This window comes from Duffyella gerundensis, from assembly GCF_001517405.1.
GTDB lineage: Bacteria > Pseudomonadota > Gammaproteobacteria > Enterobacterales > Enterobacteriaceae > Duffyella > Duffyella gerundensis.
In genome coordinates this window covers 3074895-3088552 of the sequence record NZ_LN907827.1, presented here as the reverse complement: position 1 = coordinate 3088552, position 13658 = coordinate 3074895, and the positions used below count along the sequence as shown (strand labels likewise).

Here is a 13658-nt window from a genome sequence, read left to right as displayed (position 1 = left end):
CATTTCAGGTAAACTTCGCCGTTACATTATCGACTTTCTGCGAAAAAGATCCGAAATCATGTTTGAAATTAATCCGGTCAAAAATCGTATTCAGGACCTTAGCGAGCGCAGCAACGTGCTCAGGGGGTATCTTTGACTACGATGCCAAGAAAGAACGCCTCGAAGAAGTAAACGCCGAGCTGGAACAGCCGGACGTCTGGAACGAACCTGAACGCGCTCAGGCGCTGGGCAAAGAGCGCTCCTCGCTGGAAGCGATCGTGGATACGCTGGATCAGCTGCGTCAGGGGCTGGAAGATGTCAGCGGCCTGCTCGAGCTGGCGGTAGAAGCCGACGACGAAGAGACCTTCAATGAAGCGGTTGCCGAGCTGGAAACGCTCGACAAAAAACTCGCTGAGCTTGAGTTCCGTCGCATGTTCTCCGGCGAATATGACAGCGCCGATTGCTACATGGATATTCAGGCCGGTTCCGGCGGCACCGAAGCGCAGGACTGGGCCAGCATGCTGCTGCGTATGTATCTGCGTTGGGCGGAAGCGCGCGGTTTCAAAACCGAAATCATCGAAGAGTCCGACGGCGAAGTGGCGGGCACCAAATCAGCCACCATCAAAGTGATTGGCGACTACGCCTTTGGCTGGCTGCGCACCGAAACCGGCGTCCATCGCCTGGTACGTAAAAGCCCGTTCGATTCCGGCGGCCGTCGTCACACCTCATTCAGTTCGGTGTTTATCTATCCGGAAGTGGATGACAACATCGATATCGAAATCAACCCAGCCGACCTGCGCATCGACGTTTACCGCGCATCCGGTGCCGGTGGCCAGCACGTGAACAAAACCGAGTCAGCGGTGCGTATTACGCACTTACCGACCAACATTGTGGTGCAGTGCCAGAACGATCGCTCTCAGCATAAGAACAAAGATCAGGCTTTCAAGCAGCTGCGTGCCAAGCTGTATGAATATGAAATGCAAAAGAAAAATGCTGACAAACAGACCGCTGAAGATAATAAATCTGATATCGGCTGGGGCAGCCAGATCCGTTCTTACGTACTGGATGATTCGCGCATCAAAGATCTGCGCACCGGCGTAGAAACGCGTAACACGCAGGCGGTGCTGGATGGCGATCTGGACCGTTTTATCGAAGCAAGTTTGAAAGCAGGGCTATAAGGAACCGACATGTCTGAACAACAACCGCAGAATGCTGACGCCGCCGTTGAGCTAAATAACGAATTAAAGGCGCGTCGCGAGAAACTCAGCGCGCTGCGTGAGAAGGGTGTGGCGTTTCCCAATGATTTCCGTCGTGACAGCCTGTCCGATGCGCTGCACGCCAGCCATGATGGCAAAGAGAACGAGGAACTGGAATCGCTGGGCATTGAGGTCAGCGTAGCGGGCCGCATGATGACGCGCCGTATTATGGGCAAAGCGTCGTTCGTCACCCTGCAGGATGTCGGCGGCACCATTCAGCTCTACGTTTCCCGTGACGATCTGCCGGAAGGTTATTACAACGAGCAGTTCAAGAAATGGGATCTCGGCGATATCCTCGGCGCACGTGGCAAGCTGTTCAAAACCAAAACCGGTGAGCTGTCGATTCACTGTAGCGAGCTGCGCCTGCTGACCAAAGCGCTGCGTCCGCTGCCGGATAAATTCCACGGCCTGGCCGATCAGGAAACGCGCTATCGCCAGCGCTATCTCGATCTGATCGCCAACGCCGAGTCGCGTAACACCTTTAAAATTCGTTCGCAGATCATGGCGGGCATCCGTCAGTTCATGGTGTCGCGCGACTTTATGGAAGTGGAAACGCCGATGATGCAGGTGATTCCTGGCGGTGCCTCAGCGCGGCCTTTTATTACCCATCACAACGCGCTTGATATCGATATGTATCTGCGTATCGCGCCGGAACTCTACCTGAAGCGTCTGGTGGTTGGCGGCTTTGATCGCGTGTTTGAGATCAACCGTAACTTCCGTAACGAAGGCATTTCGCCGCGCCATAACCCAGAGTTCACCATGATGGAACTCTATATGGCGTATGCGGATTACCGCGACCTGATCGAACTGACCGAAAGCCTGTTCCGCACGCTGGCGCAGGATGTGCTGGGCAGCACCGTGGTGCCTTACGGCGACCAGGAGTTTGATTTCGGTAAGCCGTTCGAGAAGCTGACCATGAAGCAGGCGATCCAGAAATACCGTCCGGAAACCGACCTTGCCGATCTGGATGATATGGAAAAAGCGTCGGCGATTGCTGCTTCGCTGGGCATTAAGATCGAGAAGAGCTGGGGCCTTGGCCGCGTCGTGACCGAAATCTTTGAAGAGACCGCGGAAGCGCACCTGATTCAGCCAACCTTCATTACGGAATATCCGGCCGAGGTTTCTCCGCTGGCGCGTCGTAATGATGAGAATCCTGAAATCACCGATCGCTTTGAGTTCTTCATTGGCGGCCGCGAAATCGGCAACGGCTTCTCGGAACTTAACGACGCGGAAGATCAGGCAGAGCGTTTCCTGCAGCAGGTGAATGCCAAAGATGCAGGCGATGATGAAGCGATGTTCTACGATGAAGATTACGTGACCGCACTGGAGCACGGCCTGCCGCCAACGGCTGGCCTGGGCATCGGTATCGATCGCATGGTTATGCTGTTTACCAACAGCCATACTATTCGCGATGTGATCCTGTTCCCGGCGCTGCGTCCAACCAGCAAGTAACGGTATCGGTAACGCGTAAAGTATTGAGCCAGCCTGCGGGCTGGCTTTTTTATGTTCGGGCCACTAACCCTCAGGAGTGATGATGTCAGCGAACAGACCGGATTGCATTCGCCACTGGCATGAACTGGAAGGCGACGATCACGCGCACTATCCCGACAGCAACGAGCGGATGTCGATTGGCGCACCCTTGGGCAGGGCGCTGGGCCTGACGCGGCTCGGCATTCATCATGAGCGTCTGCTGCCGGGGCGTCGGCTCTCTTATCCGCATGCGGAAAGCGCCGAAGAGGAGTTTGTCTATGTTTTGCAGGGATCGCCACACGCCTGGATCAACGGTGAACTTTATGCGCTCCAGCCCGGCGATGCGGTGGCTTTTCCCGCGGGCACCGGCGTTTGTCACACCTTTATCAACAACGGCAAAGAGGAAGCGCACCTGCTGGTGGTAGGCGAAGCCAACAAGCCGGAGAACCGCATTTTCTATCCGCTGAACCCGGCTTATGCCGCCACGCGAGAAGATCGCTGGCTCAATCCACCGGCGCAGATCATGGGCGGGCATTCCGGCCTGCCGGATAAACCGCAGGACGACTAGCTTTTTAACACCGTGTCCAGCCAGCCTTTGAACTGCAGGTAAGGCACGTAGAGCGCGACATCTTTGTAGAGCGTTTTGCCGCTGGCGTTGTCATCAATATGGCTGCTGTAGCCCACGATCACGCCAGCCAGCGTATCGTCATCAGCGTTGTAAACCGCGCCGCCGGACATGCCTTTAACCACGCCCGCGTTGGCCGCCACCACCACGCAGCTGAGCTTGTTCCAGCTGTTTGCCAGGCCGGTGTTAATCAGGTTTGTGCCGCTGGAGCTGACCGGCATAGCTGAGATAAAGCTGTAGCCGTAGAAATTGACCCGTTCGCCGATATGGCTGTTACGAAAGCGCGGCGGCAGATCCTTTTCGCTGTTTTTGTGGTAGACCACGGCGATATCGCATTCCGGATGCCACGCCTTAACCTTATAGAGCGAAAACTTGGCCACGTGCGCCGCGGTGAGGCTGTAATCCGCCGTCAGGGGAATGGTGGTGCCCAGTGTGCCCAGGCCCAGCACGGTAGGAATACCGGTGACCGTCATATCGACCCGTTTCTGCGCTTCTTTACTGTACTCATAATGCCCGACCGAGCAGCCGCTCAGACAGACCGCCATAATGGCCACGCGCAGATACATGCATTCTCCCGTTTATCAATTGCTGCTGTTAACCACAGGATATCGGCACGGCCTGCGCCGATCTTTAAGGCAAATCACGACCCATAAAACGCAACAGCACCAGCCTGAACCAGAGCTTAACCCTTTGAATCGGCATGCACATGGGTCCTGCTCCAGTTAAGCGCGGTGCGCATCATCACGTTCAACTGCTGCATTGTTGCGCGATAAGCAACATTGCCTTGCCGTTATCCGGGTATATGCGCAACGACGGCTATGCTTTAATGTCGCGCGTGATCAAGATCAACTATTTATACCGTCATTTATGCTGCACAGGAACCTCTGCTGCGGTCGGGGTGGCCTGTTTTTATCTTTTTGGGAGAGTGTGTTATGCCTGTTTCACTACTGGCTCTGGCGCTGAGTGCATTTGCTATCGGCACCACGGAGTTTGTCATCATGGGATTGCTGCCGGAGGTCGCCCGCGATCTGCAGGTATCGATTCCGTCAGCAGGCTGGCTGATCAGCGGTTATGCGCTGGGTGTGGCGATTGGCGCGCCGATTATGGCGCTGCTGACCGCCTCGCTGCCGCGTAAGCGCACGCTGATTCTGCTGATGGTGATCTTCATCGTCGGCAATATCTTTTGCGCGCTGGCGTACACCTATAACCTGCTGATGCTCGCCCGGGTGATTACCGCGCTCTGCCACGGCGCCTTCTTTGGCATCGGTGCGGTGGTTGCCGCCAGCCTGGTCGCGCCCAACAAACAGGCTTCTGCGGTAGCGCTGATGTTTACCGGCCTGACGCTGGCGAACGTGCTCGGCGTGCCACTCGGCACCTGGTTTGGTCAGCTGTTTGGCTGGCGCGCCACTTTCTGGGCGGTCTCGGTGATCGGCGTGCTGGCCTTTATTGCGCTAATTATCAGCCTGCCAGTGAATAAAGAGGAGAAACCGGTGCATCTGGGCAGCGAAGTCAGTGCGCTGGCTAACGGCAAACTCTGGCTGTCGCTGTTGATGACCGCCTGCTTTGCCGCCGCAATGTTTGCCCTGTTTAGCTACATTGCGCCCTTGCTGCTGGAAGTGACCGGCATCAGCGATCGCGGCGTCAGCTGGACGCTGTTCCTGATCGGCGCGGGCCTGACGGTGGGCAATATCCTCGGCGGCAAAATGGCAGACCGCAAGGTTTCTACCAGCCTGATCCTCAGCTTTTCGCTGATCGCGGTGTTCTCGCTGCTGTTTAGCTGGACCAGCCACGCGCTGTGGCTGGCAGAGATCACGCTGTTTCTGTGGGCGATGGCCACGTTCGCCACCGTACCGGGGCTGCAAATCAACGTCGTGCGCCACGGCAAAGAGGCACCTAACCTGGTCTCGACGCTGAACATTTCCGCCTTTAACGTCGGCAATGCGGTGGGTGCCTGGTTGGGCGGCGCGGTCATTGGCGGCGGCTACGGCCTGACCGCGGTGCCGGTTGCGGCGGCGGCGATGGCGCTGCTCGGCCTGCTGGTCTGTTTAATCACCTTTCGCCGTTCACGCGGTCCGGGCGAGACCGCGCACGCTTAAAAGCGTAGCGCCGGTTCCTGCTCTCGCAGCTGGCTGCACTGTTGCTGTAGCCAGCTGATAAACGTATCGACCAGCGCCGAGGCGGGCCGATGCAGAGGCCGAATCAGGCTGACGGTAAACGGCACCGCCACGCTGAAGGGCTTGATGATCACCCCGCTGTCGGCGTAATCCAGCGCCGTCAGCGGATTCACCACCGATACGCCCACGCCCGCTTTCACCATCGCGCACACCGATGCCGCACTGTGCGTCTCCATCACCATTCGCCGTTCCACCCGATGCTCAAGAAACAGCGTATCCAACAGCTGACGATAGCTGTCGGTGCGCGACAGGCTGATGTAATGTTCGTCGGCAAAGTCAGCGGGCGACAACCGTTCCGCCTGCGCCAGCCGATGGCCGGTCGGCAGCACGCACACTTCGTTGCAGGTCAGCAGCGGCAGGCGTTCGGTTCCGGCGGGCGTGCTGTGCGTCTCCGTCAGGCCAATATCGTAACGCTGCGCCGAGAGCCACTCTTCCAGCAGCGGCGACTCCTGCGGAATAATGTTCATGCTGACATCGGGGTAGCGCTGTAAAAATGGCTGGCAAACGCGCGGCAGCAGCGACTGGGAAAACACCGGCAGGCAGGCGATCGACAGCTCGCCCTGGCGAAAATGGCGCAGACCCGCGGCGGCATCAATAATGCGATCCAGCCCGTACCACGAGCGTTGCACCTCTTCAAACAGCCGCAGCCCCTGAAGCGTAGGTTGCAAACGTCCACGCACCCGCTCAAACAACTGCAGGCCGATCTGCTGTTCAAAGCGCGCCAGTTCGCGGCTCACCGTGGGCTGTGAAGTGTGTAGCATCTCCGCCGCCTGCGTCAGGTTGCCGCTGGTCATCACAGCGTGGAAAATCTCGATTTGTCGCCAGTTGTTTTTATTGGTCATTGCGCATCCGTGGAGCAGAAGATTATTACCCTAAGCCTGCAAGTTGTCTCGATCTAACCATATCCTGAATGAATAGATACTGGATAAACAGATATTTTTCAGCATGCTTTTTTTATGGCGTAATAACCGAATACTGACAGGAGAAAGCCATGCCGCGCCCGCTGAATAATACTGACACCGCCCTTAACCGTGACAACCTGCTGCCGCTGGCGCAGCGCTACAATGCGCCTTTCTGGGCCTATGACGCCGACATTATTCGGCAGCGTATCAGCCAGTTACAGCAGTTTGATACCGTGCGTTTTGCCCAGAAAGCCTGCTCCAATATTCATATTCTGCGTCTGATGCGTGAAGCGGGCGTCAAGGTCGATTCCGTTTCGCTGGGTGAAGTTGAACGGGCGCTGGCTGCCGGTTTTCAGCCGGGCGGCGATGAGATCGTTTTTACCGCTGACCTGCTGGATCACGCCACGCTGGCGCGCATTGTTGAACTGAAGGTGCCGGTGAATGCCGGATCGATCGACATGCTGCATCAGCTGGGTACGGCTTCGGCTGGTCATGCGGTCTGGCTGCGGGTAAATCCTGGTTTTGGTCACGGCCACAGCCAGAAAACCAACACCGGCGGCGAAAACAGTAAGCACGGCATCTGGCACAGCGATCTGCCGGAAGCTCTGGCGGCGGTGCAGCGCTACGGCCTGCATCTGGCAGGGATTCATATGCATATCGGCTCCGGCGTGGATTACGCCCATCTTGAGCAGGTGTGCGATGCGATGGTGGATATGATTATCACCAGCGGGGCCGATCCCAAAGCGATCTCCGCGGGTGGCGGGCTCTCCATTCCTTACCATTATGGCGAAGAGGCGATTGATACCGAACACTATTATGGCCTGTGGAACACCGCGCGCGATCGCGTGGCGGCACATCTCGGCCATGCGGTGCAGCTGGAAATCGAACCGGGCCGTTTTCTGGTTGCCGAGTCGGGCGTACTGGTCTCGCAGGTGCGGGCGGTGAAAGCGATGGGCAGCCGACACTTTGTGCTGGTGGATGCCGGTTTTAATGATTTGATGCGGCCTTCGCTCTACGGCAGCTATCACCATATTTCTCTGCTGCCTGCCGATGGTCGCAGCCTGGATGAGAACGCCACCGTCGACAGCGTGGTGGCCGGTCCGCTGTGCGAATCAGGCGACGTCTTTACCCAGCTTGAAGGCGGCATGGTTGCGCCGCGTGCTTTGCCATCGGCGAAGGTGGATGATTATCTGGTGTTCCACGATACCGGTGCCTATGGCGCATCCATGTCTTCAAACTACAACAGCCGTCCGCTGATTGCGGAAGTGCTGTTCGACGGCGGCAAAGTGCGAGAAATCCGCCGCGCGCAGACCATCCAACAGCTGTTAGCGCTGGAGCTGTAAGCCAGACCGCCTTCTCAGCAAGGCGGCTGCGCCATCTCTTTTCGCAATAACACCAGCTCTTCTGCCAGATCGCGGCAGAGCAGGGCGTTCATCAGATGATCCTGGGCATGAACCAGGATCAGCGTCACCGGCACCTTGCCTTCGCCTTCATCTGCACCAATCAGCGCCGTCTGCACCTTGTGCGCCTCTTTCGCCGCCGCCGCTGAAGCCAGTAGCGCATCGTCCGCTTCCTGCCAGGCGCGTCGCCGCGCAAACTGAATCGCCATCATCGCCTGCGATCGCGCTTCACCCGCGCTGATCAGTAGTTCCATCATCACCTGTTCATAATCCATACGCCATTCTCGCTATTGGTATGCCAATATTGGAATATTCATCGTACCGGAATACCAAAAATCGGTTCCGGGAGCCTTGTCACAGAAAAAAACGCTGCGCAGGTTATTTTTGGTATGCCACGCGAAAGGAATCCGTAGAAGGCACATAACGGGATGCCAACTCTCTTACCTGAGGTATGAATGATGTCTCTACAGGATCGACTTATTGACTCGCTGGGCAGCTTCGCTACCCGCTTCAACAGTTATCGCTACATCATGGCGATCAAAGCGTCGTTTATCACCCTGATGCCGGTGATCATCGTCGGTGCTTTTTCCGTGCTGATCTCCAACATGGTGCTGGATCCGAAAAATGGTCTCGCCAGCTTCGCGTCACTGAGCTTTCTGGCCGACCTGAAGCCGATCACCAGCAGCATTAACTACGCCACGCTGAGCTTTCTCAATATTGGCGCGGTGTTTTTAATTGGTATCGAACTGGGCCGCATCAACGGTATTAAAACGCTGTTTCCCGGCCTGCTGGCGATCATCTGCTTTATTTCCGTTACGCCGACCACGTTGCAGATGATGGTCAACGGTGAAATGCAGCTGGTGACCGACGTGCTGGCAAAACAGTTTTCTGATACCAAGAGCCTGTTTCTCGGCATGTTCATCGCCATTCTGTCGGTGGAGATCTACTGTCGGCTGGAGAACATCGATCGCTTAAAGATCAAAATGCCTGACACCGTGCCGCCCAACGTTGCCGCCTCGTTTTCCGCGCTGATTCCGTCGCTGATCACCGTCTCTGCCGTCGCCGTTTTTGGTTTTATCTTCCACCGCGTCACCGGCATGTATCTCTATGATGCGGTGTACAAAGTGGTGCAGGAGCCGCTGGAATCGGTGGTGCAGAGTCTATGGGGCATTCTGCTGCTGATGTTCGTTGCCCAGCTGTTTTGGGTGATCGGTATTCACGGCAATCAAATGGTCAAACCGATTCGCGAGCCGCTGCTGCTCGGCGCCATTCTGGTCAATATGAACGCCTTCGAGCAGGGCATTGAGGCGCCGAACATCATCACTATGCCATTCTGGGATGTTTACATGAGCATTGGCGGTTCCGGCCTGACCATTGGCCTGCTCAGCGCGGTTCTGCTGGCCACCAAACGCAAAGAGATGCGGGAAATTGCCAAACTTTCCATCGGACCGGGTCTGTTCAACATCAATGAGCCGGTGATTTTTGGTATGCCGATCATGCTAAATCCGATCCTCGCGATCCCGTTCATTATCACGCCGCTGATCACCGGATCGATCGGCTACTTCGCCACCGCGATGGGTTTTGCCGGTAAAGCGGTGGTGATGGTGCCCTGGACCACGCCGCCAATCATTAACGCCTGGCTCTCTACTGCCGGATCGATGGGCGCGGTTTTAACTCAAATTGTCTGCATTGTGGTGTCGGTGCTGATTTACCTGCCGTTTGTCAAAGTTGCCGCGCGCCGTGCAGAAGCCGCCGAGGCGAAGCTGGCGCAGACTGATGCCGTGCAAAACTAAGGAGATATCATGAGCAAGCAGCAGATAGCCATTCCCGACGACTTCATTCTCGGTGCGGCGGCCTCCGCCTGGCAAACCGAAGGCTGGAGCGGCAAAAAAGCAGGCCAGGATTCTTATCTCGACGCCTGGTACAAGCAGGACCGCCACGTCTGGCACAACGGCTACGGCCCGGCGGTGGCGACCGATTTCATTAACCGCTTCGAGGAAGATGTGGCATTGATGAAGGCCGCCGGGCTGACGCACTACCGCACCTCGATCAACTGGTCGCGTTTTCTCACCGACTACGAACAGGGCACAGTAGATGAAGAGTATGCGGCTTATTACGATCGGCTGATCGATGCGCTGGAGGCGCAGGGCATTGAGCTGATGCTCTGTCTGGAGCATTACGAATTGCCGGCGGTGCTGCTGGAACAGTACGGCGGCTGGGCATCCAAACATGTGGTTGAGCTGTTTACCCGTTACGCCGACCAGGTTTTTGCCCGCTATGCCGGTCGCGTTTCGCGCTGGTTTGTGTTTAACGAGCCGATTGTGGTGCAGACGCGGGTCTATCTCGATGCGCTGCGCTGGCCTTATCAGCAGAACACCCACACCTGGATGCAGTGGAACCACCATAAAAATCTCGCCACGGCGAAGGTGGTGAAGCTGTTTCGTGAACAGGGCTACAGCGGCAGCGTCGGTACGATTCTCAATCCCGAAGTGACCTATCCGCGTTCTGCGGCCGCCCACGATCAGCAGGCGGCGGAGATCTACGATCTGTTCTACAACCGCGTGTTTCTCGATCCGGCGATCAAAGGCGCTTATCCCGCCGAGCTGATGGCGCTGCTGCAAAAACATGATATTCAATGGGATTATACTGCCGAAGAGCTGGCGCTGATCGCCGAACATCGCGTCGATGAGGTTGGGCTGAATCTTTATTATCCGCATCGGGTAAAAGCGCCGTCGCGCGCCTGGCATGCGGAAACGCCTTTTCATCCCGCCTTTTATTACGAGCACTTTGAGCTGCCGGGACGACGGATGAACCCGTCACGCGGCTGGGAAATTCAGCCGCGCATCGTCTGGGATATGGCGCAGCGCATGAAGCAGGAATATGGCAATTTTCCGTGGTTTATCGCCGAAAACGGTATGGGCATCGAAAATGAAGCGCGTTTTCGTCAGGAAAATGGCGAAATTCAGGACGATTACCGCATCAATTTTATCGCTGAGCATCTTTACCAGGCACTGCTGGCACGCGAAGCGGGCTGTAACTGTCTGGGTTACATGCTGTGGGCGTTTACGGACAACGTCTCACCGATGAACGCCTTTAAAAATCGCTACGGCCTGATTGAGATCGATCTTGAGCATCAACGTCAGCGCCGGATGAAAAAATCCGCGCACTGGTTCCGCACGCTGCGCGACAGCCGACAGTTAACCCTCACGCTGGATGATGAGGATAAATAAGGAGTTACCCATGAAACGTATCGTACTCGCCTGCGCTGCAGGCATGTCTACCTCAATGGTGGTGACGCGGATGGAAAAAGAGGCGGCCGCCCGTGGCCTGAGCTATCACATTTATGCCATTCCGGAGCAGAACCTGCGCGAAGAGCTGGAAAACAATCCCGGCGAGGTGGCGGTGGTGCTGCTTGGGCCGCAGGTGCGCTTCAAGCTGGAGGAGAACCGCAAACTCACCGACAGCCATCAGATTCCCATCGCGGTGATCGATTCCGTGGCTTACGGCACGCTCAATGGTGCAAAAGTACTCGATCAGGCGCTGGCTTTGGTAAACTAGCGCTTCATCGTCATAATGCGCTGCCGCAGCCAGGCGGCGCATAACGTATCATCATATGCGCTGACGATTTTATCTGTTCGTTAAGGGTTAAGGTGATCACGTGGAGAAGGGTGCAGTGCCGCAAGAAAAGAAGCAGTATCAGGAGATTGGCCAGCACCTGCGCCAGCAAATTATCGATGGCATGTATGCGGTGGGCTCGCGCTTGCCGACCGAACGCGCCATTGCCGAAACTTGGGGCGTCAGCCGCACTATCGTGCGCGAAGCGTTATTGATGCTGGAGCTGGAGGGCACCGTTGATATCCGGCAAAGCTCCGGCGTGTATGTGATGCGCATTCCTTCCGCCACCAGTGATGAAGAAGAGGCCTTTTTTCGCAGTGACGTTGGCCCGTTTGAGATGCTACAGGCGCGTCAGCTGTTGGAGAGTAACATCGCCGCCTTTGCTGCCCGCATGGCGACCAAAGCGGATATTGAGAATCTGCGCCGCACGCTGGAGCAGGAACAGCGTGCCATCGCCATGAACGACAGCAGCCAGGATAACGATAAGCTGTTTCATCTGCTGCTGGCGGGCGCCACGCAAAATCAGATGTTGCTGGATACCGTGACCAGCGTCTGGCGCCATCATGAAAACAATCCCTTATGGCAACAGCTCCGTGCGCACATTGAAACCCGCAGCTATCGCCTTAAGTGGCTGAGTGAGCACCAGACTATTCTCGCCGCGCTGCGACGCCGCGACGTGATGGGTTCATGGCAGGCGATGTGGCAGCACCTGGAAAATGTAAAAAACACGCTGCTTGAAATCTCGGATGCTAACGCTCCGGATTTCGATGGTTATCTGTTTGAATCGGTGCCAATTTTCCAGGGCAAGCTGATGTAGGAGTGGGGGCTGGGCCAGAAAGGGCAGCGGGTTTGCCCGAAAGCGGGCGGCTTTGCGTTGTGCCTGGCAGGCGGCTTCTTAAGGTCAAAAGCTATTTCGTACTGCCTTCAGGCAGGCCGAGCAGGGCCAGGTCAAAAGCGATTTCGTACAGGCTAAAGCCTGCCCGAGCAGGGCCGGGGCGACTGCCGCCCCTGCTCGGGCGGCCCGAAGGGCAGAACGAAATGGCCCTTGACCTGGCTTTTGACCTGGTCCTTAAAAGGCCTGCCGCCTCAAGGCTAATCCCCGGTCGCTGACCTTAAAAGGCCCGCCGCCTCAAGGCTAATCCCCCCTTATCCCGGTCCACTAACGGAATGCCGTCTCACCAGCGTTGGGCTAAACATATTCGTCACTTCCGGCAGCGGCTGGCCGTTTGCCAGCGCGAGGGCCAGCGCGGCGGCCTGCTGCGCCATGGTGACAATCGGATAGCGGATGGTGGTCAGGCGAGGACGCACGTAACGGGAAACCAGCACATCGTCGAAGCCGATCAGCGACATCGCCTCGGGCACCACGATACCGTTATCGCTGAGCACCGCCAGCGCACCGGCAGCCATCGAATCATTGTAACAGGCAACGGCGGTGAAGGTTTTGCCGCGGCCTAACAGCTCGGTCATCGCCTGTTCGCCGCCGCGTTCATCCGGCTCGCCAAAAGCTACCAGCCGATCGTTGCAGGGCAAATCGTGCTCGCGTAACGCGTCGTAATAGCCGCGTAGCCGATCTTCCGCATCGGAAATATGGTGCGTTGAGCAGATAAACGCGATGTTCTGATGCCCCTGCTGAATCAGATGGCGAGTTGCCAGCCAGGCACCGTAGCGATCGTCCAGCGCAATGCAGCGTGATTCAAACCCCGGCAGCAGCCGGTTCAGCAGCACCATGCCGGGAATCTGCTTCATCAGCGCAATCAGTTCGCTGTCCTGAATTTGCTTGGCGTGGACCACCAGCGCCGCGCAGCGATGGCGCATTAGCTGCTCAATTGCCAGCCGCTCTTTTTGCTCGTTGTGATAACCGTTTCCAATCAGCAAAAAGTTGCCGGTCTCTCCGGCCACTTCATCCACCGCTTTGACCATTGCGCCGAAAAAAGGGTCGGAAACGTCGCCCACAATCAGGCCGATGGTTTCGGTGGATTGTTGTGCCAGCGCGCGTGCATTGGCGTTGGGATGGTATTGCAGCGCTTCCATCGCGCTGCCGACGGCCTGACGGGAACTCTCACTGGCTTTCGGCGAATTGTTAATCACGCGCGAAACCGTTGCGACCGACACGCCCGCCAGACGGGCTACATCCTTTATCGTGGCCATGCGTTTGCATACATCCTGGGTAAACGTTTACACATGGCTCCAGTGTTACGGAAAAGCGTGTCTGGTTCAAGCCAACAGAATGCCAGTTT

General features: G+C 56.9%; 13 protein-coding genes. 9 read left to right on the top strand and 4 right to left on the bottom strand.

The annotated features are described in order from the left end of the window. Window positions 1-58 precede the first annotated feature (58 nt). The 3 genes from prfB to EM595_RS14225 all read left to right on the top strand — a co-directional run bounded on the left by prfB (window position 59) and on the right by EM595_RS14225 (window position 3273). A protein-coding gene (gene prfB, locus EM595_RS20700; RefSeq protein ID WP_157883892.1) for a peptide chain release factor 2 occupies window positions 59-1157 on the top strand; the annotation gives its coding sequence in 2 pieces (ribosomal slippage) (window positions 59-133 and window positions 135-1157; 1098 coding nt in all). Between the two features lie 9 nt (window positions 1158-1166). Continuing rightward, window positions 1167-2687, top strand: coding sequence for a lysine--tRNA ligase (lysS, locus tag EM595_RS14230; protein WP_067433412.1), 1521 nt, complete (start codon window positions 1167-1169; stop codon window positions 2685-2687). Window positions 2688-2769: 82 nt separating this feature from the next. Next, on the top strand, window positions 2770-3273 hold the full coding sequence (locus tag EM595_RS14225; protein WP_067433409.1) for a cupin domain-containing protein: 504 nt from the start codon (window positions 2770-2772) through the stop codon (window positions 3271-3273). Here the strand turns inward: EM595_RS14225 and EM595_RS14220 are convergent. Continuing rightward, a complete protein-coding gene (locus EM595_RS14220) occupies window positions 3270-3896 on the bottom strand; it encodes a hypothetical protein (protein ID WP_067433406.1) in 627 nt (208 codons plus the stop codon). The two genes, EM595_RS14225 and EM595_RS14220, sit on opposite strands and share 4 nt — an antisense overlap. 366 nt (window positions 3897-4262) lie before the next feature. Between EM595_RS14220 and EM595_RS14215 the strand changes: the two genes are divergently transcribed. Next, window positions 4263-5426 carry an MFS transporter gene (locus EM595_RS14215; RefSeq protein ID WP_067433403.1) on the top strand — a complete coding sequence of 388 codons (1164 nt, stop codon included), beginning with the start codon at window positions 4263-4265 and terminating at the stop codon, window positions 5424-5426. Here the strand turns inward: EM595_RS14215 and EM595_RS14210 are convergent. Continuing rightward, a complete protein-coding gene (locus EM595_RS14210; RefSeq protein WP_067433400.1) occupies window positions 5423-6346 on the bottom strand; it encodes a LysR family transcriptional regulator in 924 nt (307 codons plus the stop codon). The genes EM595_RS14215 and EM595_RS14210 overlap by 4 nt on opposite strands. A 149-nt stretch (window positions 6347-6495) precedes the next feature. Between EM595_RS14210 and lysA the strand changes: the two genes are divergently transcribed. Next, on the top strand, window positions 6496-7749 hold the full coding sequence (lysA, locus tag EM595_RS14205) for a diaminopimelate decarboxylase (RefSeq protein ID WP_067433396.1): 1254 nt from the start codon (window positions 6496-6498) through the stop codon (window positions 7747-7749). A 14-nt stretch (window positions 7750-7763) separates the two neighbouring features. Here lysA and EM595_RS14200 read toward each other — a convergent pair whose 3' ends face one another. Beyond that, on the bottom strand, window positions 7764-8081 hold the full coding sequence (locus tag EM595_RS14200; RefSeq protein ID WP_067433393.1) for a PTS lactose/cellobiose transporter subunit IIA: 318 nt from the start codon (window positions 8079-8081) through the stop codon (window positions 7764-7766). A 183-nt stretch (window positions 8082-8264) separates the two neighbouring features. Between EM595_RS14200 and EM595_RS14195 the strand changes: the two genes are divergently transcribed. The 4 genes from EM595_RS14195 (at window position 8265) to EM595_RS14180 (ending at window position 12238) form a co-directional block, all read left to right on the top strand. Then, entirely contained in the window at window positions 8265-9599 is a 1335-nt protein-coding gene (locus tag EM595_RS14195) for a PTS sugar transporter subunit IIC (protein WP_067433390.1), read from the top strand. A 9-nt stretch (window positions 9600-9608) separates the two neighbouring features. Next, entirely contained in the window at window positions 9609-11036 is a 1428-nt protein-coding gene (locus tag EM595_RS14190; protein ID WP_067433387.1) for a glycoside hydrolase family 1 protein, read from the top strand. Between the two features lie 10 nt (window positions 11037-11046). Continuing rightward, entirely contained in the window at window positions 11047-11364 is a 318-nt protein-coding gene (locus tag EM595_RS14185) for a PTS sugar transporter subunit IIB (RefSeq protein WP_067433384.1), read from the top strand. A 100-nt stretch (window positions 11365-11464) separates the two neighbouring features. Continuing rightward, window positions 11465-12238 carry an FCD domain-containing protein gene (locus tag EM595_RS14180; RefSeq protein WP_067433381.1) on the top strand — a complete coding sequence of 258 codons (774 nt, stop codon included), beginning with the start codon at window positions 11465-11467 and terminating at the stop codon, window positions 12236-12238. Window positions 12239-12567: 329 nt separating this feature from the next. Here EM595_RS14180 and galR read toward each other — a convergent pair whose 3' ends face one another. After that, window positions 12568-13569: an HTH-type transcriptional regulator GalR gene (galR, locus tag EM595_RS14175; RefSeq protein ID WP_067433378.1), complete on the bottom strand. Its 1002-nt coding sequence runs from the start codon at window positions 13567-13569 to the stop codon at window positions 12568-12570. Window positions 13570-13658: the final 89 nt, after the last annotated feature.

Coding starts and splice junctions, on each gene's coding strand:
- galR (WP_067433378.1), bottom strand. CDS start 13,569: ATGGCCACGATAAAGGATGTAGCCCGTCTGGCGGGCGTGTCGGTCGCA.
- EM595_RS14225 (WP_067433409.1), top strand. CDS start 2,770: ATGTCAGCGAACAGACCGGATTGCATTCGCCACTGGCATGAACTGGAA.
- EM595_RS14185 (WP_067433384.1), top strand. CDS start 11,047: ATGAAACGTATCGTACTCGCCTGCGCTGCAGGCATGTCTACCTCAATG.
- EM595_RS14220 (WP_067433406.1), bottom strand. CDS start 3,896: ATGTATCTGCGCGTGGCCATTATGGCGGTCTGTCTGAGCGGCTGCTCG.
- EM595_RS14190 (WP_067433387.1), top strand. CDS start 9,609: ATGAGCAAGCAGCAGATAGCCATTCCCGACGACTTCATTCTCGGTGCG.
- lysS (WP_067433412.1), top strand. CDS start 1,167: ATGTCTGAACAACAACCGCAGAATGCTGACGCCGCCGTTGAGCTAAAT.
- lysA (WP_067433396.1), top strand. CDS start 6,496: ATGCCGCGCCCGCTGAATAATACTGACACCGCCCTTAACCGTGACAAC.
- EM595_RS14210 (WP_067433400.1), bottom strand. CDS start 6,346: ATGACCAATAAAAACAACTGGCGACAAATCGAGATTTTCCACGCTGTG.
- EM595_RS14215 (WP_067433403.1), top strand. CDS start 4,263: ATGCCTGTTTCACTACTGGCTCTGGCGCTGAGTGCATTTGCTATCGGC.
- EM595_RS14195 (WP_067433390.1), top strand. CDS start 8,265: ATGTCTCTACAGGATCGACTTATTGACTCGCTGGGCAGCTTCGCTACC.
- EM595_RS14200 (WP_067433393.1), bottom strand. CDS start 8,081: ATGGATTATGAACAGGTGATGATGGAACTACTGATCAGCGCGGGTGAA.